Raw genomic sequence first — 23,759 nt, 5'->3', positions numbered from 1 at the left:
GGTGTTAGGCGCCTTTGCCAACGCGTTCAAGACTCCGGACCTGCGCCGGAAGATCTTGTTCGTGCTCTTCATCGTCGTGATCTTCCGGATCGGCTCCGTCGTGCCGGCCCCCGGCGTGAACGTCCAGTCGCTGCACACGTGTATCAAGGGATCTGAGACCGGCGCGAACGCCAATCTCTACAACTTGATCAACCTGTTCTCCGGCGGCGCGCTGCTTCAGCTCGCGATTTTCGCCCTCGGCATCATGCCGTACATCACCGCCAGCATCATTCTGCAGCTGCTCACCGTGGTCATCCCGCGGCTGGAGTCGCTGAAGAAGGAAGGCCAGGCGGGCCAGTCGAAGATCACCCAGTACACCCGATTCCTGACCGTCGGTCTGGCGATCCTGCAGTCGACCGCGTTCGTGGCACTGGCCCGGACCCCGGGCCGGCTGTTCCAGGGCTGCGTCGAGCCGCTCCTGTACAAGGACGACTGGTTCCACGTCTCGATCATGGTGCTCACCATGACCGCAGGCACCGGCGTCATCATGTGGCTCGGCGAGCTGATCACCGACCGTGGTGTCGGTAACGGCATGTCGATCCTGATCTTCACCCAGATCGTCGCGACCTTCCCCACGAACCTGTGGAGCATCCGCAAGCAGAAGGGCATCGCGACCTTCGTCATCGTGATCGCCGTCGGCCTGGTGATCATGGCCGCGGTCATCTTCATCGAGCAGGCACAGCGCCGGATCCCGGTGCAGTACGCCAAGCGGATGGTCGGTCGCAAGATGTTCGGTGGGACCTCCACCTACATCCCGCTGAAGGTGAACCAGGCCGGCGTCATCCCGGTCATCTTCGCCTCCAGCCTGCTGTATCTCCCAGTTCTTGTCAGCCAGTTCCAGGCCGACAAACCCTGGGCGCAATGGATCCAAGGGAACCTGGTCAAGGGCGACCACCCCATTTACATGGCTACGTACGTCGCCTTGATCCTGTTCTTCACCTACTTCTACGTCTCGATCACCTTCAACCCGAAGGAAGTCGCGGACAACATGAAGAAGTACGGCGGCTTCATCCCGGGTATCCGGGCCGGCCGGCCGACCGAGGAATACTTGGCGTACGTGCTGAACCGCATCACTCTGCCGGGTGCCATCTACCTGGCCGTGCTGTCGCTGATTCCGCTGATCGCCCTGGTCCTGGCCGGTGCGAACCAGAACTTCCCCTTCGGTGGTACGTCGATCCTGATCATGGTCGGCGTGGGCCTGGACACGGTGAAGCAGATCGAGTCTCAGCTGCAGCAACGTAACTACGAAGGGTTCTTGCGCTGATGAGACTGTTGCTGATGGGTCCGCCCGGGGCGGGCAAGGGCACGCAGGCAAAGGTGCTTGCGGAACGCCTGAATATCCCGGCCGTGTCCACCGGCGACATCTTCCGAGCGAACGTGAAGGACGAGACGCCGCTCGGGCTCGAGGCCAAGCGCTTCATGGACGCCGGGGACTATGTCCCCGACGAGGTCACCAACGCGATGGTGCGGGACCGGTTGTCGGAGGCCGACGCCGGTGACGGGTTCCTGCTCGACGGGTACCCGCGCACCCTCGCCCAGGTGGGCACGCTGGACGACATCCTGGCCGCACACGGCCACAAGCTGGACGCGGTGGTGGCGCTGGTCGCCGACATCGACGTACTGGTGGACCGGATGTCCAAGCGCGCCCACACCGACGGCCGCACAGATGACTCGGAAGAGGTCATCCGGCACCGTCAGGACGTGTACGTCGCCGAGACCAAGCCGCTGCTGGCCGTGTACGGCCAGCGCGGGTTGCTGGTCGAGGTGGACGGCGTCGGCGAGATCGACGAGGTCAGCGAGCGCGTCATCGCCGCGCTGAAGTCGATCACCGAGTAACACGAGCAACAGAAGCGGAAATGATCTGCAGTGATTTTTAGGGACCGCGGGATCGAGATCAAGACCCGCGAGCAAATCCTGGCCATGCGTGCGGCCGGCCTGGTGGTCGGCCGCACGCTGGAGCTGCTCCGGGAGGCGGTCAAGCCCGGGATCAGTACCGGTGAGCTCGATGCGATCGCCGAGGACAACATCCGGTCCTCCGGTGCCACCCCGTCGTTCAAGGGGTACCACGGCTTCACCGGCTCGATCTGTGCGTCGGTGAACGACGAGGTCGTGCACGGCATCCCCGGCGAGCGGGTACTCGTCGAAGGCGACCTGATCTCGATCGACTGTGGTGCGATCGTGAACGGGTGGCACGGCGATGCCGCGATCACGGTGCCGGTCGGCGCGGTCGGCGACGACCTGCTCGAGCTGGCCCGGATCTGCGAGGAGTCGATGTGGCGCGGCTTCGCGGCCGCCAAGCTCGGCGGCCGGTTGACCGACATCTCGGCAGCCGTCGAGGCCCACGTGCGCGCCAACTCGTCGTACGGGATTGTCGAGGACTTTGTCGGGCACGGGATCGGTTCGGCGATGCACCAGCCGCCGAACGTACCGAACTTCGGCAAGGCCGGGCGCGGCCCGAAGCTGGTCGAAGGTCTGGCCCTCGCGGTCGAGCCGATGCTGACGCTGGGCAAGCAGGACAACCACACGCTCGACGACGACTGGACCGTGGTGACCGACGACGGTCTCGCGGCCGCTCACACCGAGCACACCTTCACGCTCACTCCGCAAGGGCCGTGGGTGCTGACGTCGCTGGACGGCGGTGCGGCCAAGCTGGCCGAGCTCGGCGTCACCTGCGGCGCGCTGGCTGACTGACCCGGCCGACTGAGCTGTCAACCGGTACGACGATGGGCGGGGTCCGTCCATCGGGGGACGCGGCGGCCCGTGCGCTGAGGCACACTTGAGGCATGTCCCAGTACCAGCCGCACCAGCGATTCACCGAAACCGACCGCGAAAAGATCGCCGGTCGCTTGCGGGACGCCTTCGCCGACGGTCGGCTGGATCAGCTTGAGTTCTCGTCGCGCCTCGACCAGCTCTACACCGTGCAGACGTACGGCGAGCTGGAGCCGCTGGTGCGCGACCTGCCGGCTGTGCGGACCTACGAGACGCCCGCTGCTGTTCAGGATCAGAAGCCGGCGCCTGCACCGGGGGAGTTCCCGTCGAAGGAAGTGCAGCCGCGTGGCAAGGGCGGACTGCTGGCGCTGGGTGGTGGGTTCACCGGTGTTGTCCTGATCAACGTCGTGATCTGGTTCGTGATCGGGGTCGCCCACGGCGGGAACTGGCCGAACTTCTGGCCGGTGTGGCTGCTGATCCCATGGGCCTTCATCGCCCTCGGCAGTCTCGGAAAGCGCCGTTGACCCGGCTCCGGCCAGCACTGGCCTGGCAACTGCGGCAGGGATCCGTTCTCGTCTACGTGATCTGGTTCGCGGTCGCCGTACCGCTGGTGATCGTCGGGCTGCTGGTGGAGCCGCGCTGGGTGGGCTGGTTCATGCTTGCCTGGTTCGCAGTGCTGCTCGCGTTCACGCTGGCGATGCGGATGGCCGACGGCAAGCTGCAGAAGGCGTGGGCGCGCGCTGCCCGCGAGCTGGGCTGGCGGATCTCGGCGGCCGGTCCCGAGGTGCTAGAGCGCTGGCCGTTCCCGCCGTTCGACCTGGATCCGGCGGCCGAGGTCGCCGAGGTGACCTCCGGGCGGCACCGCGGTCGTGAGTTCGTCACCGGTGAGTTCCGGCACCGCGTCCGGCGCCGGAACCTTGGCTTCGACTTCCTCGATCTCCAGATCGACCGCCCGCTGCCGCCGCTGCAGGTACTGCCGGCCGGGCTCGGGGCGGTCGCGGCCGCCAGCCTGCTGCCGCTGCGATTGGACGTTGCCGGGCTGCCTGTCCGCTACGACCTCTTCAACGGCCGGGAGGACCACGCGCAGGCGCTGCTGCACGCCAATGCGGTCGAGGTGCTCAACGGCGTTGCCCCGTTCGGGTTCAGTTGCGAGGGACGCCGGTTCGTGGCGATCTTCCCGGCGTACCGGGACACGACCACGGCGCTCGCGCATCTCGATGCGGCCTGCGATCTGCTGGACCTGATGCCCGAGCAGCTATGGCGCGAGGGTGAGCAGTGGGCGGCTACACGTTCGTCTTGAGCAACCGGATCGTGGCGGCCATGTCCTCGTCGCCATGACCAGTGGCAACCGCCTTCTGCAGCAGCTCGCCCATCGGTGTGAGCAGGCTGGGGTCGACGCCCTGGGCGACCGCTGTGTCGATGAGGTTGTGGAAGGCCGCGGCCTGCATGGCCAGGTTCGATCCGGCTGCCGCAGCCTGCGACGGATTGTCGAGGTCCGCTGCGATGCGAGGGAGCGAGCCGAGCATCGCGGTCAGCCAGGGGACGAGCAATTGCTCGGTGAACTCGACGGCCGGGATCTTCGCGCTGTGCATCAGGGCCAGGGCGTGCTCGGCACCACCGAACATCCCGTACATCGCGCTCAGCAACGCGATGTCGTACAAAGCGGCCAGGCCGGCGTCAGCACCGACGTACAGGGGGCGAGCCAGTACGGCGAGATCGGCCTGATGGCGTTCGAACGCGGCGGAGTCTCCGCTGTACAGGATGAACGCGTGCGGACCGCCGATCATCGCCGGGACCGCCATGATCCCGCCGTCCAGGTAGGTGGCTCCCGCCAGCGTGGCTTCGAGCGCACGGGCCTGGTCCGGAGTGCTGTTGGTGAGGTTGGCGATCACCTTGCCAGTGAGGTCAACGCCTTCGAGGGCGTCGTGAACAGTCGTGTCGACGAGCAGACAGACGATCACGAGGGGGCTGGCGGCGACCGCCTCGGCCACAGTGCTCGCGCGGACGGCATCGGTGAGTTCGGGGGAGCGGCCGGGGGTGCGGTTCCAGACGGTGGTCGGGTGGCCGGCGGCCAGAAAGGCCTGGGCGAGGGCGGTTCCCATCGCTCCCAGGCCGAGGACGGTGACTGGTGTCTTCATGGCTGCCAGCCTGCGGGCAGTGCTTCGGAGCGGACAAGTACCCACTAATTAGTTGGGTACTACCCGACCGGTAAGGAGGGTCGGTGGGGGCCGATTGGGTTTCGGGTGTGGTACTGACGTACACTCGGTTGTTGGCTCTTTTCGAGCCATAGTCAGTCACGTCTACAGAAGTGCGAGGACATGCCCAAAAAAGAGGGAGTTATCGAACTCGAGGGCACCATCGTCGAGGCCCTGCCGAACGCGATGTTCCGTGTTGAGCTGTCCAATGGGCACAAAGTGCTCGCGCACATCAGCGGCAAGATGAGGCAGCACTACATCCGGATTCTCCCCGAGGACCGGGTCGTCGTGGAGCTGTCGCCGTACGACCTCACCCGGGGTCGCATCGTCTATCGGTACAAGTAACACGACCACCAACACCTGTCGAAGAAAGAAGCTCGATGAAGGTCAATCCGAGCGTCAAGAAGATCTGCGACAAGTGCAAGGTGATCCGCCGTCACGGCCGGGTCATGGTGATCTGCGAGAACCCGCGGCACAAGCAGCGGCAGGGCTGACCAGCTCTTTCTCAGCAGGGCACGGCACTTTCGCACCACAGCGCGCACGCTCGTCCAGCAGTAGTTTCACGCTGGACGTTTCCCCCGGAACAGAGGCCGGGGCCTTGCCGGTGAGCACGAACGTCACCGAGGCGGGCAAGGACGCGGCGCGCCACCACACCTCTGCCGACGAAGGGAACATCGCCAGATGGCACGCCTCGTAGGAGTCGACCTGCCGCGCGACAAGCGCATCGAGGTCGCACTCACCTACATTTTCGGAGTAGGCCGCACCCGCGCCCTCAAGACGCTCGAAGCCACCGGGATCTCCGGTGACAAGCGCGTTCACGAGCTGGGCGACGAGGAGCTGGTCAAGCTTCGCGCCTGGATCGAAGGCAACTACCAGATCGAAGGTGACCTCCGCCGTGAGGTGACCGCGGACATCCGCCGCAAGATCGAGATCGGGTCGTACCAGGGCCGCCGGCACCGCAGCGGTCTGCCGGTGCGCGGTCAGCGCACCAAGACGAATGCCCGCACCCGCAAGGGTCGCAAGAAGGCAATCGCCGGCAAGAAGAAGAAGTGACCCGGATGACCCTCGATCTTTCCAGGAGTATCTGACTTATGCCTCCCAAGAGCCGCACTGCGGCCGGCGCGAAGAAGGTGCGCCGCAAGGAGAAGAAGAACGTGGCCGCCGGCCACGCGCACATCAAGAGCACGTTCAACAACACGATCGTGACGATCACCGACCCGACCGGCGCGGTCATCTCGTGGGCTTCCGCGGGCACCGTCGGCTTCAAGGGTTCGCGCAAGTCCACCCCGTTCGCCGCGCAGATGGCCGCCGAGGCCGCTGGGCGCCGCGCGATGGAGCACGGCATGCGCAAGATCGACGTGTTCGTGAAGGGTCCCGGCTCCGGCCGTGAGACCGCGATCCGTTCGCTGGGTGCCGTCGGCCTCGAGGTCGGCACCATCCAGGACGTCACCCCGACCGCACACAACGGCTGCCGCCCTCCCAAGCGGCGCCGGGTCTGACCCAGAGAAAGGTAGGCAGCGAAAATGGCCCGTTACACCGGTCCCATGACCAAGAAGTCGCGCCGTCTCGGGGTTGACCTCGTCGGTGGCGACAAGGCGTTCGAGCGTCGTCCGTACCCGCCGGGTATGCACGGCCGCGGCCGTCCGAAGGAGAGCGAGTACCTCCTCCAGCTGCGCGAGAAGCAGAAGGCCCGCTTCTCGTACGGCGTTCTGGAGAAGCAGTTCCGCCGTTACTACGAAGAGGCCTCGCGGCGCGCCGGCAAGACCGGTGACAACCTGCTGGTCATCCTCGAGTCCCGTCTCGACAACGTGGTCTACCGCTCGGGCCTGGCCCGGACGCGTCGGCAGGCCCGTCAGCTCGTGACGCACGGTCACTTCACCGTGAACGGCATCAAGGTGAACATCCCGTCGTACCGGGTGGCTGCTTACGACATCATCGATGTCAAGGGCAAGTCGGTCGAGACGACCCCGTTCATCATCGCCCGGGAGACGCACGCCGAGCGTGTTGTCCCGGCCTGGCTCGAGGTGATGCCGGAGCGTCTGCGCATCCTCGTCCACCAGCTGCCGACCCGGCAGCAGATCGACACCCAGGTCTCCGAGCACCTGATCGTCGAGCTCTACTCGAAGAACTGATCCGGTTCCGGCCGGTGGCCTCTCAGCGCCGGCCGGATCGGTCGTCTTCAGTCCTCGCGGCCTCAAATAGTGGTCGTCGCGAACAGTGAAGGAACACGAAGTTGCTTATCGCACAGCGTCCCACCCTGACCGAAGAGGTCGTCGACGAGCACCGTTCGCGGTTCGTCATCGAGCCGTTGGAGCCGGGTTTCGGCTACACGCTCGGTAACTCGATCCGCCGCACCCTGCTGTCCTCGATCCCCGGTGCAGCCATCACCAGCATCAAGGTCGACGGCGTTCTGCACGAGTTCTCGACCGTTGCCGGGGTGAAGGAAGACGCCACCCAGCTGATCCTGAACCTGAAGGACCTGGTCGTCTCCTCCGAGCACGACGAGCCCGTCACCATGTACCTGCGCAAGCAGGGCCCCGGTGACGTCACCGCAGCGGACATCGCGCCGCCGGCCGGTGTCGAGGTGCACAACCCGGATCTGAAGATCGCCACCCTGAACGAGAAGGGCCGGCTCGAGATGGAGCTGGTCGTGGAGCGTGGGCGCGGTTACGTGTCCGCGATCCAGAACAAGTCCGCGGACGCCGAGATCGGCCGGATGCCGGTCGACTCGATCTACTCCCCGGTCCTCAAGGTCACCTACAAGGTCGAGGCGACCCGTGTCGAGCAGCGCACCGACTTCGACCGTCTCGTCGTCGACGTCGAGACCAAGCCGTCGATGCTGCCCCGCGACGCCGTCGCGTCGGCCGGTAAGACGCTGGTCGAGCTGTTCGGCCTGGCCCGCGAGCTGAACGTCGAGGCCGAGGGCATCGACATCGGCCCGTCGCCGGTCGACGAGCAGATGGCCGCCGACCTGGCGCTGCCGGTCGAGGACCTGCAGCTCACCGTCCGGTCGTACAACTGCCTCAAGCGTGAGGGCATCCACACCGTGGGTGAACTGATCTCGCGCAGCGAGCAGGACCTGCTGGACATCCGGAACTTCGGCTCCAAGTCGATCGACGAGGTCAAGCTGAAGCTCGCCGAGATGGGCCTGTCGCTGAAGGACTCGCCTCCCGGCTTCGATCTGCGTGCGGCCGCCGAGGCCTACGGCACGGAGTCCGAGGACGACGACGAGAGCTTCGCCGAGACCGAGCAGTACTGAATACCTTCCCCGCCCCACCGCCCCGATCACTGACACCCACCCCGGGCCATCATCCGGCCTGAGATCCTTCTGGAGTAAGAGATGCCTACCCCCACCAAGGGTGCCCGGCTGGGCGGCAGCCCGGCGCACGAGAAGCTGATCCTCAGCAACCTCGCGACGTCGCTGTTCGAGCACGGCGCCATCACCACCACCTACACCAAGGCGAAGCGCCTGCAGCCGCTGGCTGAGTCGCTGATCACCAAGGCCAAGCGTGGTGACCTGAACTCCCGTCGCCAGGTGATGAAGCGGATCCGGGACAAGAGCGTCGTGCACGTGCTCTTCACCGAGATCGGCGAGCGGTACGCGGACCGTCCGGGTGGTTACACCCGCATCATCAAGCTCGGCCCCCGCAAGGGTGACAACGCTCCGATGGTGAAGATCGAGCTGGTCGAGGCGCTGTCCGCAGCGCCGCAGAAGGCCACCAAGAAGGCTGCGGCCACGAAGGCGGAGCCGAAGGCCGAGGCCGTCGAGGCTGCTCCGGTCGCTGACGTCCAGGACGAATCAGTCCAGGACGTCGTCGCCGGCAAGTTCGACAACTCGGCCGCACCGCTGGCCGACGGCTCGGCGCCCGAGGGCTTCACCGTCAAGGGCAACGAAGACTCGATGAAGTACCACGGCACCGACTCGCCGTGGTACGACCAGACGGTCGCCGAGGTCTGGTTCAAGACCGCCGAGGACGCCGAGGCCGCTGGCTTCACCAAGGCCGGTGCCAAGGCCGAGGACTGATCTCCTCAGCACTGCGCAGCGCCCCGCACCTTTCCGGTGCGGGGCGCTGTTTGCGTTAGATTGCCGTGTGCGTTGGCGGATAGACCTCAGTTACGACGGGACGGCTTTTCACGGCTGGGCCCGCCAGGATGATGTCCGGACCGTGCAGGGGCTGCTCGAGGATGCGTTGCAGACCGTACTGCGCCTTCCGGAGCGGCTGGCGGTGACATGTGCCGGGCGGACGGATACCGGCGTGCATGCCCGTGGCCAGGTGATCCACTTCGACTTGGAAGCCGCTGTGGAGCCGCGCAGGCTCTTGAGAGGGCTGAACGGCGTCCTGCCTGCGGATGTGATCATCAAGGCCGTCAGGGTGGCGCCAGAGGGCTTTGACGCGCGGTTCGCGGCGATCGCCCGCCGCTATGTGTACCGCTTGTGTGATGAGCAGTCGAGCTGGGATCCGTTGACCCGCGGGCATGTGTTGCGGGTCGGCCGTCCGCTGGATGTGGAGCGGATGAACGCTGCGGCGAAACGGCTGTTGGGCGAGCACGACTTCGCTGCGTTCTGCAAGAAGCGCGAAGGTGCCAGCACGGTGCGAGCGTTGCTGGATTTCTCGTGGCAGCGCACGGCTCCTGGGCTGCTGGAGGGGACCGTGATCGCGGATGCCTTCTGCCACTCGATGGTGCGGGCACTGGTGGGGTCAGTGATCCCGGTCGGTGACGGACGCCAAGAGATCGACTGGCCGATCACAGTGCTCTCGGCGGGGGTGCGGAACCCGGCGGTTGTAGTGGTGCCTGCTCATGGGCTCACACTGGAAGAAGTGCGCTATCCGGCGGACAACGAGCTGGCTGCTCGGGCACTGGAGTCCCGACAGGTCAGGGGAGAGGTACACCAGCGTGGCTGACCACTACTTCGCGGCGGAGCCGAGTTCCGCCGACGTACGCCGTACTGTCACGGGCCGGATCTGGGGGCGGGAGTACTCGTTCACCACGGCGAGCGGTGTGTTCTCCCGGGACCGTCTGGACATCGGTACGGCGATCCTGCTGCGCGAGGTGCCTGCGCCGACCGGGTCGGGGACGTTCCTCGACCTGGGGACGGGCTACGGGCCGATTGCCTGCGCACTGGCGGTTGAGTCGAGTGCTGTGGTGTGGGCGGTCGATGTGAACAACCGGGCGCTGGAGCTGACCGCCGAGAACGCGAAGACGGCCGGTGTCGCGGACCGCGTGCACACTGCGCAGCCGGACGACGTACCGGCGGATCTGCTGTTCGACCAGATCTGGTCGAACCCGGCGATCCACATCGGCAAGCCGGAGCTGCACAAGATGTTGTTGCGTTGGCTTGCTCGCCTTGCGCCCGACGGCGTGGCATGGTTCGTGGTCGGCAAGAACCTCGGCGGCGACTCGCTGCAGCGCTGGATGACCGAGCAGGGCTATCCCTGCGAGCGGGTCGGCAGCGCCAAGGGGTTCCGGGTACTGCGTGCAACGAACGCGGGTCCGGCGCCGTCCTGAGGGGTATGGAGGCAGCCTTGGCGGCAGCAGAGGCGCGATCGGAGTCGATCGAGTTCGAGCAGTGGGTCGGGCAGAAGGCTGACGCACTGATGCGGTTCGCCTATGTGCTCACCGGGGACCGCTCGCTGGCCGAGGATGCCGTCCAGGACGCCTTGACGACCGCCTGTGCCCGCTGGGCCCGGGTCAGCAAGGCAGACGACCCAGAGGCCTACGTGAAGCGGATGGTGGTGAACGCGCACATCTCGTGGTGGCGCCGTTTCCGCCGCCGTGAGGCACCGGTGGAGGATCCCGTTCGCAGTGCGCCGTCCGCACCTGATGGTGCGGCGGCCAGGGCGGAGTCCGAGGCAGTGTGGGCGTTGTGCGCGTCACTGCCGGACAAACAGCGCGCAGCGGTCGTGCTGCGCTTCTACGAAGAGCTTTCGTACGCAGAGATCGGCGTACTGCTGCACTGCGCGGAGGCGACGGCCAGATCGCATGTGCACCGCGCACTGGCTGCATTGAAGACCACGCTGAGCAAGGGAGGAGCCGAGGATGCCTGAGTATGACCCTGAGCAGGAGCTCGGCCCCAAGTTCACCTCAGCGTTCCGGGGCCAGGCAGAGACGACGGAGTCGCAGAGCGGTCGGCTGGCCACGGTTGCGCGGCTTCGGGTTCGGCGGCGCAGGCAGGCGGTCATGTCGAGTGCCGCTGTCGTGCTGGTCGTCGTGGCGATCGGTGGCAGCTGGAGCGTGATGTCCGGTCTGACTGGGTCCGGCCCCGAGAACTCTTCCGCCGGGCAAGCGGACACCGGCGCGACCGGCGTGAGCGGTCCGCAGCGAACCATGGAGGCTGTTCCCAGTCAGCCGTCGTTTGGAGCGGCGGGATGCCCAGCCGTGCATCCGATTCTCAAGGCACCAGCGACGAACGCCGTACCGGCTGGGACCGGGCTGGACGTCGGTACGCCGGTGACCGGGCTCGAGGCTTGTCGCTACGACCTCAAGGCCGGCGCACTGCTCGGCCAGCAGAAGTTCAGCCCGGCGATTGCGCAGCAGGTGGTGGATGCGATCAAGGTGCTGCCGGAGATGAACTCCCAGCTACCGGTGTTCAAGTGCGCACCGCAGACGGCTCAGCCGAGCGAGGCGATCGTGCTGCGGTTCACCACGGCCGATGGCATCCGGGAGATCTGGGTGGAGTACACGGGCTGCAACAGCCCGGGCTTCTTCACCGGATCGCACACCTACGGCCTCTTTGCGGCACCCCTGAAGCTGTTCATGACCGGACCGGTCCGGCCGACCGGCAGCACGTACCTGGATGCTCTGAAGGGCTGGTAACGGGATATCCGTTCGCCTGCTGACGGGTACGCCGGTCAGACTGGGGGAATGGGTCACGTAGAAGTCGCCGGCATCGGGTTCGAGTTGCCGGACGGCCGGGTGTTGCTGGACGACGTCACGTTCCGGGTGGGGGACGGTGCGAAGGTGGCACTGGTCGGAGCGAACGGTTCGGGCAAGACCACGCTGACCAAGATCATCGCGGGCGACCTGAAGGCGCACAGTGGCAGTGTGGCGCGCTCTGGCGGTCTCGGCGTCATGCGCCAGTTCGTCGGGTCGGTACGGGACTCGTCGACGGTTCGGGACCTGCTGCTCAGCGTTGCGCCGGAGGCGATCCAGCAGGCGGCCGAGACGCTGGAGAACGCCGAGCTGGCGATGATGGAGTCCGAGGACGAGAAGACCCAGCTCAAGTACGCGCAGGCGATCTCCGACTGGGGTGAGGTCGGCGGGTACGACGCAGAGGTCCTCTGGGATGTCTGCACGATGTCTGCTCTCGGCGTCCCCTTCGACAACTGCCGGTGGCGTGAGGTGAAGACGCTGTCCGGTGGCGAGCAGAAGCGCCTGGTGCTGGAGGCGCTACTGCGTGGACCGGACCAGGTGTTGATGCTGGATGAGCCGGACAACTACCTCGACGTACCGGCGAAGCGGTGGCTCGAGGAGCAGTTGCGTACCAGCGACAAGACCGTGCTCTACATCAGCCACGACCGGGAGCTGCTGGCCAACACGGCAACCCGGATCATCACCGTGGAGCTCGGTGCGGCCGGTAACACCGCTTGGACGCACGGCGGTGGTTTCCGCACGTACCACGAGGCCCGGCAGCACCGGTTCGAGCGGTTCGAGGAGCTGCGGCGGCGCTGGGACGAGGAGCACGCGAAGCTCAAGGCACTGGTGCTGATGTACAAGCAGAAGGCGGCGTACAACGACGGCCTGGCTTCGCGCTACAAGGCCGCACAGACCCGGCTGCGCAAGTTCGAGGAGATCGGCCCGCCGCAGGAGCTGCCCCGTGAGCAGAAGGTCAGCATGCGGCTGACCGGTGGCCGCACCGGCAAGCGCGCAGTGGTGGCCACCGGGCTGGAACTGACCGGGCTGATGAAGCCGTTCGACCTAGAGGTCTGGTACGGCGAACGTGTCGCCGTACTGGGGTCCAACGGGTCGGGGAAGTCGCACTTCCTCCGCCTGCTCGCCAACGGTGGCACCGATCCGGACGTCGAGCACCAGCCGATCGGTGAGGTTCCGATCGCGTCGGTCGCGCACACCGGCATCGTGAAGCTCGGTGCGCGCGTACGGCCGGGCTGGTTCGCCCAGACCCACGAGCACCCGGAGCTGGTCGGCAAGACGCTGCTGGAGATTCTCCATCGTGGTGACGAGCACCGCGATGGCATGGGACGCGAGCTGGCCTCCCGGAAGCTGGACCGGTACGAGTTGGCGCACGCTGCTGAGCAGACCTTCGACACCCTGTCCGGTGGTCAGCAGGCGCGCTTCCAGATCCTGCTGCTGGAGCTGTCCGGCGCGACCCTGCTGCTGCTCGACGAGCCGACCGACAACCTGGACGTCGAATCAGCCGAGGCGCTGGAGGAGGGCCTGGACTCTTTCGACGGCACCGTGCTCGCGGTCACTCACGACCGATGGTTCGCGCGGGGCTTCGACCGGCACCTCGTGTTCGGTTCCGATGGCACTGTCTACGAGTCCGACGAGCCGGTGTGGGACGAAGGTCGCGTGCAGCGGGCTCGCTGAGTCTTACAGTTCTGGGATGACAGGCGAGCTTGCGGCCCGGTGGGTCCGTGCGGTGGTGCCGAGCTGGATCTACCGCTGGCTGATGCCGGTGGGCTGGGTCGCGGCGCTGGTGGTGTCGGCAATCTCCGACACCGGCAACTGCTCGATCGACGACCCGTGCGGTCCGGACCGCACGTTCTCACTCGTCATGATCGTCTGCTTCGCATCCCTGGCGCTGTGGTGGTGGCAGCCGACCCTGGCCGCGGCCGCCGGGGTGTTGTTCCTGGTACTCGATCTTCGGTACGACGACGTCGCGGGTGCTCGGACTGCCTGGACTGTGTACGGCGCTGTCTGCGCCGCGGTGCTCGTGTGGCTCGTCGCGAGCAGTCGTAGGCAACGCCTGCTGGTTGCCGGGGTACCACGGCGGCAGCTGAGCATTCCGGCGGCCGCGCGGCCCGGTGTGACCGCCCGGGTTCTGCTGGCCAGTGCGCTCGTGGTGGTCGGTGTCGCCGCGCTGTTCGTGATGCGCTGGCAGGACCAACGCGAGGACGCGCACCTGCAGCGTGCAGTCGAGCAGACCGCTGTGGTGGAGCGGGTGACCAACGACGGGGACCTTGTCCTCAAGCTCCCTGACGGCCGAACGCACACAACCACGCTGACCGACGACTACGCCGTCGGCGCGCAGATTCCGCTCCTGGTCGACCCTGCGGACACGGACTGGTTCCGGCCGCGCGCTGAGCCCGCCGACAACACCTGGTGGTACACCGTGGCGGGCGGTGCGTGGTTGCTTGCTCTCCTGCTGGCTTTGCGCGATGTACAGATGCGCCGGGCTCGGCCGCCGCAGTCGTGGACGGGACAGGGGCTGCCGGTCCAGATTGAGCCGGCCGCCTCCATGGCGTTCGCCGTGCGGTCGGCCGATGGTGCCGTACTGCTGGGCTTCGTCGACCTTGAGCTGGACGATGAAGAGAGCGACATGGCGCTGGCCGAGGCCTTTGACGCGCTTGACGATGAGGAGGCCGAGGCACCGGCGCGGCTGCGACAGGAGTGGGAGGGGACGCTCCGCAAGTACCGGGGCGAGGCGCTGCTGATCGGTGATCTCGCTGAGGGCAGTTGGCCGACCATCGTGCTGGGTGACCAGGTGATGCGCCCAGTTGCTCCCTTCCGCGCGCCGCGTCTGGTGCTGTGGCGCAAGGAGTCCGTGGAGGGCCTTTCGGACGAGCCGGACGAGGATGTGCCTGCCAAGTCGGAGATCGAGCCGGCTCGGGATCTGCCACAGCTGCCATGGGTCGTCCCGGTGCGCAGTCAGTGGTGGGAGCGGCCGCTGTGGATCGCTGCGCTGGTGCTGACGCCGGCGGCGGCGTGGTTGCTGCCGAGATGGTTCGACACCTACGCAGGGATTGCTGCCTGTGTACTTGGGCTGCAGCTGGTTCATTTCGTGGGCAACCAGGTGTTCTACCGGATCACGACGACGGCCACAGTGGTGTCGATCCGCAGCGGGTGGTTCGAACGCGGGCTGTTGTGGCGCTCGGTCAAGGCGATCGATGTTGCTGAGAACCGGGTAGAGCTTGAGACAGGTGACGACGACTGGGTCGTCTTCACAGTGGATGAGCCGCAGCAGGTGGCGGGGGTGTTCGAGGCGCTGCGGTTGCGGTCGAACACCGGCCTGCCGGCCGAGGCTGTCGGGCGGCGCGTTTCGCCTGTCCTGCTGGTCGATGCGGTCGTGCTGGCTGTCTGCGTGGCCGTCCTACTGCTCGCCTAGCTCCAGCCGTCGCGGTACGCGGCCCAGTGCTCGTCTGTCAGCGTGAAGTCGACGTACAAGGCCAGACCGAAGTTCTGGCGAGGTGAGTCGGCCAGTCCGAGGCGAGCGCCACGGACTGCGGCGGCGACGGTCTCTGCGTGACCCCAGTGGGACGGATTGCTTTCCCAGTACGCCGGAAGGCCCATGAGGAGGTCCGTGCCCGGTGGAGTGACCTCCAGCGCCAACTTGGTCTGCTTGGCGACATAACCGCCGTACAGGGACTGCAGTGGCATGGCGGTGTCGTAGGACATCACTGCGATCTGGCTGACGCGTTCTGCGACCTGGCGGAAGTAGTCCTGCGACCACCACTTGTCGATCGGGATGCGGTGCAGCTGCCAGAGCGGGTCGATCTGGTGAGCCGCTACGGACAGCGGTGCGCCCAGCACACGCGTCTCGTCCAGTACGGCGAGGAAGCCGCGCGACCCGGATCGCACCGGCTCGAAGTCGTAGTGGATGCCCTGAAACCCTTGCTCCAGAACGGTTTTCGCCGAGGCGACCACCCGCTCGCGGACAGCCGCGTCCTCGAGATCCATGCCGGGGTTCTTACCCGGCTGTACGACGTCGCCAAGCCAAGCCTGCACCCGTACGGCGGGAGCTGCCGCCCGCATCGCGGTTGCGAACCAGCGGGCCCGCGGCGACACCTTCGCCAGGTCCAACGTGCCGTCGTGCTTGAGCGGGCCGGTGTGCACGTACAGGTCGCGGATGCCGGTGCCCTGCAGCCGTTTGGCCAGTGCAGCGACATCCGCTTCGGTCTTGCGGCCGTCGACCCAGGCATGGCCGAGCCAGAACGCGTCATGGTTCCGCGTGCGGGCCGACGGCTCACCGTCGTACTGGATGCGGAGCGACAGCGCATAGGCGCCGAGCGGGACCGGGACGAGTAGTGCGAAGACGAGCAGTACCAGCATGACGACCTTGCGCCGACGTCTCACGCAGCCGGGCGCAGACCGGCGTACACGAGGCCCAGCATCCGGTTCCGGACCTCAGGGTCGACGTTCCGGGTCGTTGCACCGCGCGACGTGCCGACCAGCAGCGCATACACCTCGGGGAGCTGGACATCACGCCGTACGTAGCCGGAGCGCTGTGCCTCGGCCAGCAGCGAGCCGAAGGCCTCCCGCAGGCCGGCTGCCGCCCTGCGGGCGTCGTCGCCGGCCGCTACCCCGGCAGAGGTCAGTGCCTCGCCGATCGCGAGCTTGACCGAGGACTCGGCCACCACCTGGCTGAAGAACCCGTAGAACGCCCGCCCGGCGTGCTCTCCGGCGGCCAGCGTCAGGGCTTGGCGCCGCAACCGCTCCAGCCGCTGGGTGAGCACAGCCTCCAGCAGGTCCGTCTTGGTCGGAAAGTGCCGGAAGACGGTCGCGATACCGACCCCTGCCAGCTTGGCGACCGCATCCGTCGAGGCGTGGGGCGACTGCCCGAACACCTCGTCGGCCGCCGTCAGAATTCGCGCCCGATTGTCCCGCGCATCAGCTCGCACCCCAGCACCCTCTTCCTCGTGGCAACCCCCGTGCCTTGCCTAGAGAGACGTCTCGAAACACCCATTTGGTTGTAACCGAAGCCAACTCTCCGGAACCCCACCCTGTTCTAGGCTCCGCGCATGACACCCGAAGAGGTCTTCCGGAAGCTGGTCCACGGCGTCGCTGCCGGCCAGTACGCCGGTCTTCCCGAGCTGTATGCCGAGCAGACCGACGTACGGCATCCGATGCATCCGGAGCGCCCGGAACCGCTGCGCTCCCGGGCAGAACTCCGGGCCCACTTCGGCGGCGGTCAGGATGCGGAGCCAGATCCGCTCGTACGGTTCGAGGCGGTGGACATCGTGGTGCACCGGACCGAGGACCCCGAGGTGGTCGTGGGGGAGTTCGCGTACGCCGGGACTGTCGCGGGCTCGGACGAGTCGTTCCACGTGCCGTGTGTGTTCGTCCTGCGGGTGCGCGACGGGCAGATCGTGGAGTCTCGGGACTACGTCGACCACGCCGCGATGGCGAAAGCGCGTCGCCGGATCGCCGAGATCACCCGGGAACCGGCAGCGGGAGACGATGCGTCGTAGCTTCAGAAGCGCAGAAACGGCCCCGGTCCATGGCGATGAAGCCGGACCGGGGCCGTTCCCAACCTGACCGGGGTGGTGGGGCGGGGCAGATGTGGAACTAGTGACTAGCGGTCGCCCATCGGGACGTACTGGACGCCTCGGGAGCCGGTGTAGATCTGCTTCGGACGCGCGATCTTCTGGTCGGTGTCGCCGAGCGACTCCGACCACTGCGCCAGCCAGCCCGAGGTGCGCGGGATGGCGAACAGCACGGTGAACATCTCCGGCGGGAACTGCAGGGCCTCGTAGATCAGGCCGGAGTAGAAGTCCACGTTCGGGTAGAGCTTGCGGGAGACGAAGTACTCGTCCTCCAGTGCGATCTTCTCCAGCTCGACGGCGATCTTCAGCAGCGGGTTGATACCCGTCACCTCGAACACGTCGTCGGCGGCCTTCTTGATGATCTTGGCGCGCGGGTCGTAGTTCTTGTAGACCCGGTGGCCGAAGCCCATCAGCCGCTCTTCACCGTTCTTGACGCCCTCGATGAACGACGGGACGTTCTCGACGGTGCCGATCCGGCGCAGCATCTTCAGCACGGCCTCGTTGGCGCCGCCGTGCAGCGGGCCGTAGAGGGCGGCGATGCCGCCGGTGACCGCGGAGTACGGGTCGACCTGGGTGGAGCCGATCGCGCGGACCGCGTTGGTGGACGCGTTCTGCTCGTGGTCGGCATGCAGGATGAACAGGATCTCCAGTGCGCGCACCAACCGGTCGTCGGCGGCGTACTTGGGCTCGCTCATCTTGAACAGCATCGACAGGAAGTTGGCCGCGTAGCTCAGCTCGTTGTCGGGGTAGACGTACGGCTTGCCCTGGGCGTGCCGGTAGGCGAAGGCGCCGAGCGTCGGCATCTTCGCGATCAGCCGGCGGATCTGCAGGTTGCGGGACTCCTCGTCGAAGATCTCCCGCGATTCCGGGTAGAACGTCGAGAGCGCGCCGACCGAGGCCAGCAGCATCCCCATCGGGTGCGCGTCGTACCGGAAGCCCTGCATGAAGGTCTTCAGGTTCTCGTGCACGAAGGTGTGATATGTCACGTCGTGCACCCAGGCTTCGTACTCCGCCTTGTTCGGCAGCGCGCCGTTCACCAGCAGGTACGCGACCTCGAGATAGTTCGACTGTTCGGCGAGCTGCTCGATCGGGTAACCCCGGTACTCCAGGATGCCTTTGTCACCGTCGATGAAGGTGACCGAGGACCGGGTCGAGGCGGTGTTGACGAAACCGGGGTCGTAGGTGGCCAGGCCACCGTCGCCGTCGGTTGCGCTGATCTGCTTGAGATCTGCGGCACGGATGGTGCCATCGGTGATGGCAAGGTCGTAGTCCTTGCCGGTCCGGTTGTCCCGGACGGTGAGCGACTGTTCGGTCACGATGCCCTCTTCGGAAGCTGGCGTCATCGCCCGGGTGAGTGAGGGTGTATATCAGCCGGCGGGACGCGATTCGGACTGCAATCTTCACCGCTAAACTAGTGCGGTCCGCAGCTCCTTCCAAGCCGGGGTGCCCGGCCCGTTAGGTCTCACTTTGACCCCGGGTGGCCGACGCCGGTATTCTGGGCTGCTGTTGTGCGTTCTAGGTCCTGGCCCTGTCGGCGGACCGCTCGCCGACGTACTTGTTTTGTCAACCTCTGAGAAACGAAGGTCAACGACCGTGCGCACGTACAGCCCGAAGCCTGCGGACGTCACTCGCGAGTGGCTCGTGATCGACGCAACCGACGTCACGCTCGGTCGGCTCGCCGTTCAGATCGCCACTCTTCTGCGCGGAAAGCACAAGCCGACGTTCGCTCCCCACGTCGACGGCGGCGACTTCGTCGTCGTCATCAACGCCTCCAAGGTCGCCCTGTCCGGCAACAAGCGGACAGACAAGCTGGCCTACCGCCACTCGGGTCACCCGGGTGGTCTGACGGCCACGCCGATCGGTCAGATCCTCGACAAGGATCCCCGCAAGGCCGTCGAGAAGGCTGTCTGGGGCATGCTCCCGAAGAACCGTCTGAGCCGTCAGCTTCTCACCAAGCTGAAGGTGTACGCCGGTCCGGAGCACCCGCACACCGCCCAGCAGCCGAAGCCGTTCGAGATCACCCAGATCGCCCAGTAAAGCGATCGACGAGCCAGGTAAACGAGGATTTTCAGCGTGAGCGACATCACCACCGAGACCGAAGAGTTCGACCCCGAGGTCCCCATCGAGACCGACGGACCGGTTGCCTACACCTCTGAGACGAACCCGTCGCCGGAGCAGCGCGCCGAGTCCGGCCGGGTCGCGGTCATCAACCCGGCCGGCGCCGTCGGCCGCCGCAAGGAGGCCGTCGCTCGCGTCCGCCTCGTTCCCGGCACCGGCAGCATCACCGTGAACGGCAAGCCGATCGAGGCTTACTTCCCGAACAAGGTTCACCAGCAGCATGTGAACGAGCCGTTCGTCGTCGCGGGCCTCGAGGGCTCGTACGACGTCATCGCCCGGATCAACGGCGGTGGCATCACCGGCCAGGCCGGTGCGCTGCAGCTCGGGATCGCCCGGTGCCTGAACGCCGCCGACGAGGAGGCGAACCGTCCTGGCCTCAAGAAGGCCGGTCTGCTGAGCCGCGACGCGCGCATCAAGGAGCGGAAGAAGGCCGGTCTCAAGAAGGCCCGCAAGGCTCCTCAGTACAGCAAGCGCTGATCTCCTGATGGGTCGTTTGTTCGGTACGGACGGAGTCCGTGGCCTGGCAAACGTGGACCTGACCGCAGAGCTTGCACTCGACCTGTCGGTCGCTGCAGCTCACGTACTCGGCGAGGCCGGTGCCTTTGAAGGGCACCGGCCACGCGCCGTTGTGGGGCGGGATCCACGCGCCAGTGGAGAATTTCTGGAAGCTGCCGTGGTGGCCGGACTGGCCAGTGCCGGCGTCGACGTTTTCAAGCTCGGCGTGCTGCCGACCCCGGCCGTCGCCTATCTGACCGGCTCGACCGGTGCGGATCTCGGCGTGATGCTGTCCGCCAGCCACAACGCGATGCCCGACAACGGCATCAAGTTCCTGGCCCGCGGTGGGATCAAACTCGACGACAAGATCGAGGACGCGATCGAGGTCCGGGTCGGCGAGGAGTGGCAGCGCCCGACCGGTGCCGCTGTCGGCCGCGTGGTCGACGACGGGCAGGGCTTCGAGACGTATGTCTCGCACCTGGTCCGCTCGGCGCCGAACCGGTTCGACGGGGTCAAGGTCGTCATCGACTGCGCGAACGGTGCCGCCTACGGGACGGCTCCGGAGGCGCTGCGGCGTCTCGGCGCCGAAGTGATCACCTACGCCGCCGCTCCGGACGGTCTGAACATCAACCTGAACTGCGGATCCACCCACCTGGAGGGTCTGCAGCGTGAGGTGATCGGTCACCGCGCCGACCTGGGCATCGCCCTGGACGGCGACGCTGACCGCTGCCTGGCGGTCGACGCCAACGGCGAGCTCGTCGACGGCGACCAGATCCTCGCGATCCTGGCGCTGGCGATGCGCGACAGTGGCCGGCTGCTGAACGACACTGTGGTCGCGACCGTGATGAGCAACCTCGGCTTCGTCCAGGCCATGGTGCGGGAGCGGATCGCGGTCGAGCAGACCAAGGTCGGCGACCGGTATGTGCTGGAGGCGATGAAGGCCGGCGGCCACAAGCTGGGCGGTGAGCAGTCCGGACACGTGATTCTGTCCGACCACGCCACCACCGGCGACGGCACGCTGACCGCGGTCATGCTGCTGGCCCGGATCGCTCAGACGGGGAAGACACTGGCCGATCTGGCCGGCGTGATGACCCGCCTGCCGCAGGTCCTGGTCAACGTCAAGAACGTGGACAAGAACCGCGCCGGGACCGACGCGACCGTGCAGGCTGCGGTTGCCGAGGCCACCAAGCGGCTCGGTGACACCGGCCGCGTGCTGCTGCGCCCCTCGGGCACGGAGCCGCTGGTTCGGGTGATGGTGGAGGCCGAGTCGTCCGACCTGGCCGACGAGATCGCCCACGCGCTCGCCGATGTGGTCGAAGGCGCATTGAAGCTCTGAAGCAGTCGTAAAGGCCCGGAACACCCTTGGTGTTCCGGGCCTTTTGCTGTCTTACGAGACGGAGATGTCGACTGACGGGCGGAGCTCGGCGGCGACCTTGAGAGCCTCGTGGACCGGGTTCTTGAGGAAGGATTCGATGGCCTTCGAGTCTGCTGGTTCGGCGAGAGCAGGAAGGGCGAGCTGCTCGTACGCCGCTTGGAACCGCGGACCCCAGCGTCGAGTCCCGAGCCGGGCGGTGCGGGAGCAGTTGTCGACCATGAAGGCGACGTCGCGGGCGTGCATGTAGGGCAGCAGCGAGTCGACCGCCTCGATGATCGACTCGTTGACGATCTCCGACCAGGCGTGGCCGCGGGCCGCGAACTCGTCGACCTGAGCCGTCATCGTGGCCACGAAGAGCCCCGCGGTGACGGGATCGATGGCGACGGGTGCCCCGCGCCGGGCGTGAACTTCGGCGCCGTGGGACCACATCTCGCTCCCGGCGATCGCGGTCATCGGCCGGGTGGCGAGGCGCTGATCGGCCAGAATGACGCTGCGGAGTTCGGTGCCTTCGGCAACTTCGTCGTAGATCTCGGCGACCAGATCGCGGGCCGGCAGGTAGGCCGCGCTGTAGGCCCGGTCGAACAGCTCCTGGTCCGCCCCCGCCAAAGCAGCCCGTACGGCGGGAAGTCCGGCGGCCGAGATCGTCCGCGCGATCGGCCCGGTCACCGCCTCGGTCGACCGCTCGTACGCCGCAATGGGGTCGGCCCCTTCGAGCCGGAAGTACCGGTAGAGCGCCTCGACCAGACCGTGGACCGCGCCAAGCAGGATCGCCCGCTCACCGACGATGTCCGAGCGGTATTCGGCGGACAGCGTGGTCGCGAACGTGTACGGCGATCCGAGCGCGACCGACCAGGCCAGTGCTCGGTCGGTGGCGTGGCCATCCGGGTCCGCGTGGACGGCGATGCTCGCGTTGATCCCGGCACCGTTGACAGTCGCGCCCTGCTGGTAGAGGCGCCGTACGGAGTCGCCCATGCCTTTCGGGCAGACCGCGATCACCGGGTGGCCGGCGGGGAAGTCGCGGCCGCTCGCTTGGAGGTGGCCGAGCAGGAAGCCGTGCGACAGGCCGATCGTGGCGCCGGGCTTCAGGGCCCCGAAGATGGTCTCGTGCTGGGCAGCCAGGGCTGCGTCGGCGATCAGCAGGACCACCAGGTCGGAGTTGGCCGCGACGCTGAGCAGGTCGCCGAGGGTGCCGTTCTCCTCGGTGAACCCATTGGCGCGGGCGTCGTCGGCCGAGGTCGAGCCTGGTCGGAGGCCGACAGAAACGGTGATTCCGGTGCCGGCCAGCGAGTCGCGGAGGTTGAGGGCCTGCGCCTTGCCCTGCGGGCCCCAGCCGAGGACGCCGATCGTGCTGATGCCGTGGAAGGCCTCGGGGAGCAGCGGGAACAGGTCGCGGCCGCCGCGGAGGATCGTTTCGGTCCCGCCGGGCACCGTCATGGTCTCGGTCTGGAAGATCGACGAGTTGATCGTGGTCATGTCTTTCAGTCAAGACGGGACTTACTCTTGCAGCAAGCGCAAGATGTGCACCGCGGCGTTGCAGGAGGTGAAACATGGATCATCGAGAGCTCGAACTGTTCCTGCATCTCGCCCGCACGCTCAATTACGGGCGCACCAGCCTGGAGTCTCACGTCAGCGCTGCGACCCTGACGAGGACCATCCAACGCCTCGAAGTGCGCACCGGTAGCCGGTTGTTCGACCGCGGCCCGCGCGGAGTGGTGCTCACCGCCGACGGCCGCCGCTTCACGACGTACGCCGAACAGGTGCTCGGCCTGTGGAATGACTACCGCGCCGGCACGGAGGTGCCGCAGGACCTGTCGGGGGAGCTGCGCATCTTCGCGACAGTCACCGCCTGCGAGGCGCTGCTGCCCGAGTTGCTGGCTCCACTCCGCGAGGCGCACCCGCAGATCCGCCTGGACATCCGCACCGGCGACGCTGCGGCCGCACTGGCTCGTTTGGACGAGGGTGAGGTGGACGCTGCCGTGGCCGGCATCCCCAAGCGTGTTCCGGACACCCTGGTCAGCCGCATCATCGCCACCACAGACCTGATCTTCGTCAGCGCACCAGGAGTGCCAGCAGACAGCCCGTACGTCGTTCCAGCGCGTGGGCTCGTCCGTGAGGCCGCGTTCCGGTGGTTCCGGCAGGCGGGGGTGCGGCCGATGATCGCAGCCGAGCCAGACGGACATGAGGCGTTGCTGGCGCTAGTGGACCTCGGATACGGGATAGGCATCGTCCCGCGTCTAGTGCTCGACACTTCGACGTTCTCCGGGCGCCTGGTCGAGCGCAGGACCACTCCGCCGCTGGACAAGCTCCCACTCGGGCTGTGCGTCCGCCGTACCGACTTGCACCGGCCGATCGTCACCGCGCTCTGGAACTCACCAATGAGCTGAG

The 23,759-nt window shown here is 66.8% G+C and carries 28 protein-coding genes; 23 read left to right on the top strand and 5 right to left on the bottom strand.

Annotated features, from left to right (window positions below; translation table 11 throughout):
* Window position 1: 1 nt before the first annotated feature.
* The 5 genes from secY (at window position 2) to E1263_RS12080 (ending at window position 4,048) form a co-directional block, all read left to right on the top strand.
* The gene (secY, locus tag E1263_RS12100) at window positions 2–1,303 is read left to right on the top strand and encodes a preprotein translocase subunit SecY (protein WP_132167388.1); all 1,302 of its coding nucleotides are present in this window, start codon (window positions 2–4) and stop codon (window positions 1,301–1,303) included.
* On the top strand, window positions 1,303–1,875 hold the full coding sequence (locus E1263_RS12095) for an adenylate kinase (protein WP_202868844.1): 573 nt from the start codon (window positions 1,303–1,305) through the stop codon (window positions 1,873–1,875). Before secY ends, E1263_RS12095 begins: the two co-directional genes overlap by 1 nt.
* Before the next feature lie 30 nt (window positions 1,876–1,905).
* Window positions 1,906–2,730 (top strand): type I methionyl aminopeptidase, encoded by an 825-nt coding sequence (gene map / locus E1263_RS12090; RefSeq protein WP_132167339.1) that lies wholly within the window; start codon window positions 1,906–1,908, stop codon window positions 2,728–2,730.
* 92 nt (window positions 2,731–2,822) lie between these two features.
* Window positions 2,823–3,272: a DUF1707 SHOCT-like domain-containing protein gene (locus tag E1263_RS12085; RefSeq protein WP_132167338.1), complete on the top strand. Its 450-nt coding sequence runs from the start codon at window positions 2,823–2,825 to the stop codon at window positions 3,270–3,272.
* Window positions 3,269–4,048, top strand: a complete 780-nt coding sequence (locus E1263_RS12080; protein ID WP_238161198.1) for a hypothetical protein — start codon at window positions 3,269–3,271, stop codon at window positions 4,046–4,048. The genes E1263_RS12085 and E1263_RS12080 overlap by 4 nt, the downstream gene beginning before the upstream one ends.
* On the opposite strand, the gene E1263_RS12075 is transcribed toward E1263_RS12080, so the two are convergent.
* Complete coding sequence (locus E1263_RS12075; protein ID WP_132167337.1) at window positions 4,032–4,886, bottom strand: NAD(P)-dependent oxidoreductase; 855 nt, start codon at window positions 4,884–4,886, stop codon at window positions 4,032–4,034. The genes E1263_RS12080 and E1263_RS12075 overlap by 17 nt on opposite strands.
* Window positions 4,887–5,066: 180 nt before the next feature.
* Here E1263_RS12075 and infA point away from each other — a divergent pair, with 180 nt between their 5' ends.
* The 13 genes from infA (at window position 5,067) to E1263_RS12010 (ending at window position 15,228) form a co-directional block, all read left to right on the top strand.
* Entirely contained in the window at window positions 5,067–5,288 is a 222-nt protein-coding gene (gene infA / locus E1263_RS12070) for a translation initiation factor IF-1 (RefSeq protein WP_012923661.1), read from the top strand.
* 35 nt (window positions 5,289–5,323) lie between these two features.
* A complete protein-coding gene (gene rpmJ, locus E1263_RS12065) occupies window positions 5,324–5,437 on the top strand; it encodes a 50S ribosomal protein L36 (protein WP_008361054.1) in 114 nt (37 codons plus the stop codon).
* A gap of 187 nt (window positions 5,438–5,624) precedes the next feature.
* The gene (rpsM, locus tag E1263_RS12060; protein ID WP_132167336.1) at window positions 5,625–5,996 is read left to right on the top strand and encodes a 30S ribosomal protein S13; all 372 of its coding nucleotides are present in this window, start codon (window positions 5,625–5,627) and stop codon (window positions 5,994–5,996) included.
* A 38-nt stretch (window positions 5,997–6,034) separates the two neighbouring features.
* A complete protein-coding gene (rpsK, locus tag E1263_RS12055; protein WP_012923659.1) occupies window positions 6,035–6,442 on the top strand; it encodes a 30S ribosomal protein S11 in 408 nt (135 codons plus the stop codon).
* A gap of 24 nt (window positions 6,443–6,466) precedes the next feature.
* The gene (gene rpsD, locus E1263_RS12050) at window positions 6,467–7,075 is read left to right on the top strand and encodes a 30S ribosomal protein S4 (protein WP_132167335.1); all 609 of its coding nucleotides are present in this window, start codon (window positions 6,467–6,469) and stop codon (window positions 7,073–7,075) included.
* Window positions 7,076–7,176: 101 nt separating this feature from the next.
* Window positions 7,177–8,202: a DNA-directed RNA polymerase subunit alpha gene (locus E1263_RS12045; RefSeq protein WP_132167334.1), complete on the top strand. Its 1,026-nt coding sequence runs from the start codon at window positions 7,177–7,179 to the stop codon at window positions 8,200–8,202.
* A gap of 81 nt (window positions 8,203–8,283) precedes the next feature.
* On the top strand, window positions 8,284–8,967 hold the full coding sequence (rplQ, locus tag E1263_RS44445; protein ID WP_132167333.1) for a 50S ribosomal protein L17, sunset domain variant: 684 nt from the start codon (window positions 8,284–8,286) through the stop codon (window positions 8,965–8,967).
* 67 nt (window positions 8,968–9,034) lie between these two features.
* Window positions 9,035–9,847 (top strand): tRNA pseudouridine(38-40) synthase TruA, encoded by an 813-nt coding sequence (truA, locus tag E1263_RS12035; RefSeq protein WP_132167332.1) that lies wholly within the window; start codon window positions 9,035–9,037, stop codon window positions 9,845–9,847.
* Window positions 9,840–10,451, top strand: coding sequence for a class I SAM-dependent methyltransferase (locus E1263_RS12030; protein WP_202868843.1), 612 nt, complete (start codon window positions 9,840–9,842; stop codon window positions 10,449–10,451). The genes truA and E1263_RS12030 overlap by 8 nt, the downstream gene beginning before the upstream one ends.
* A gap of 17 nt (window positions 10,452–10,468) precedes the next feature.
* Window positions 10,469–10,990 (top strand): SigE family RNA polymerase sigma factor, encoded by a 522-nt coding sequence (locus tag E1263_RS12025; protein ID WP_238161197.1) that lies wholly within the window; start codon window positions 10,469–10,471, stop codon window positions 10,988–10,990.
* Window positions 10,983–11,759 carry a hypothetical protein gene (locus tag E1263_RS12020; protein ID WP_132167329.1) on the top strand — a complete coding sequence of 259 codons (777 nt, stop codon included), beginning with the start codon at window positions 10,983–10,985 and terminating at the stop codon, window positions 11,757–11,759. The genes E1263_RS12025 and E1263_RS12020 overlap by 8 nt, the downstream gene beginning before the upstream one ends.
* 48 nt (window positions 11,760–11,807) lie before the next feature.
* Entirely contained in the window at window positions 11,808–13,490 is a 1,683-nt protein-coding gene (locus E1263_RS12015; RefSeq protein ID WP_132167328.1) for an ABC-F family ATP-binding cassette domain-containing protein, read from the top strand.
* A gap of 16 nt (window positions 13,491–13,506) precedes the next feature.
* Window positions 13,507–15,228, top strand: a complete 1,722-nt coding sequence (locus tag E1263_RS12010; protein ID WP_132167327.1) for a hypothetical protein — start codon at window positions 13,507–13,509, stop codon at window positions 15,226–15,228.
* On the opposite strand, the gene E1263_RS12005 is transcribed toward E1263_RS12010, so the two are convergent.
* Both E1263_RS12005 and E1263_RS12000 read right to left on the bottom strand, forming a co-directional pair.
* Entirely contained in the window at window positions 15,225–16,196 is a 972-nt protein-coding gene (locus E1263_RS12005; protein WP_238161196.1) for a glycoside hydrolase family 18 protein, read from the bottom strand. The two genes, E1263_RS12010 and E1263_RS12005, sit on opposite strands and share 4 nt — an antisense overlap.
* Window positions 16,193–16,741 carry a TetR/AcrR family transcriptional regulator gene (locus E1263_RS12000; protein ID WP_132167326.1) on the bottom strand — a complete coding sequence of 183 codons (549 nt, stop codon included), beginning with the start codon at window positions 16,739–16,741 and terminating at the stop codon, window positions 16,193–16,195. The genes E1263_RS12005 and E1263_RS12000 overlap by 4 nt, the downstream gene beginning before the upstream one ends.
* 120 nt (window positions 16,742–16,861) lie before the next feature.
* Between E1263_RS12000 and E1263_RS11995 the strand changes: the two genes are divergently transcribed.
* Entirely contained in the window at window positions 16,862–17,311 is a 450-nt protein-coding gene (locus E1263_RS11995) for a nuclear transport factor 2 family protein (protein ID WP_132167325.1), read from the top strand.
* A gap of 104 nt (window positions 17,312–17,415) precedes the next feature.
* Here the strand turns inward: E1263_RS11995 and E1263_RS11990 are convergent, their stop codons facing one another.
* Window positions 17,416–18,702, bottom strand: coding sequence for a citrate synthase (locus tag E1263_RS11990; RefSeq protein ID WP_238161195.1), 1,287 nt, complete (start codon window positions 18,700–18,702; stop codon window positions 17,416–17,418).
* 277 nt (window positions 18,703–18,979) lie between these two features.
* Here E1263_RS11990 and rplM point away from each other — a divergent pair, with 277 nt between their 5' ends.
* The 3 genes from rplM to glmM are packed head-to-tail and all read left to right on the top strand — an operon-like array spanning window position 18,980 to window position 21,335.
* Window positions 18,980–19,423 (top strand): 50S ribosomal protein L13, encoded by a 444-nt coding sequence (gene rplM / locus E1263_RS11985; protein WP_132167323.1) that lies wholly within the window; start codon window positions 18,980–18,982, stop codon window positions 19,421–19,423.
* Window positions 19,424–19,459: 36 nt separating this feature from the next.
* On the top strand, window positions 19,460–19,981 hold the full coding sequence (rpsI, locus tag E1263_RS11980) for a 30S ribosomal protein S9 (protein ID WP_132167322.1): 522 nt from the start codon (window positions 19,460–19,462) through the stop codon (window positions 19,979–19,981).
* Between the two features lie 7 nt (window positions 19,982–19,988).
* On the top strand, window positions 19,989–21,335 hold the full coding sequence (gene glmM / locus E1263_RS11975; protein ID WP_132167321.1) for a phosphoglucosamine mutase: 1,347 nt from the start codon (window positions 19,989–19,991) through the stop codon (window positions 21,333–21,335).
* A gap of 51 nt (window positions 21,336–21,386) precedes the next feature.
* Here glmM and E1263_RS11970 read toward each other — a convergent pair whose 3' ends face one another.
* Window positions 21,387–22,847, bottom strand: coding sequence for a ketol-acid reductoisomerase (locus E1263_RS11970; RefSeq protein WP_132167320.1), 1,461 nt, complete (start codon window positions 22,845–22,847; stop codon window positions 21,387–21,389).
* Window positions 22,848–22,921: 74 nt separating this feature from the next.
* Between E1263_RS11970 and E1263_RS11965 the strand changes: the two genes are divergently transcribed.
* The gene (locus tag E1263_RS11965; protein ID WP_132167319.1) at window positions 22,922–23,758 is read left to right on the top strand and encodes a LysR substrate-binding domain-containing protein; all 837 of its coding nucleotides are present in this window, start codon (window positions 22,922–22,924) and stop codon (window positions 23,756–23,758) included.
* Window position 23,759: the final 1 nt, after the last annotated feature.

The organism is Kribbella antibiotica (assembly GCF_004349055.1).
GTDB lineage: Bacteria > Actinomycetota > Actinomycetes > Propionibacteriales > Kribbellaceae > Kribbella > Kribbella antibiotica.
The sequence above is the reverse complement of the archived record's forward strand: the minus strand, read 5'-3'. Positions and strand labels throughout refer to the sequence as shown.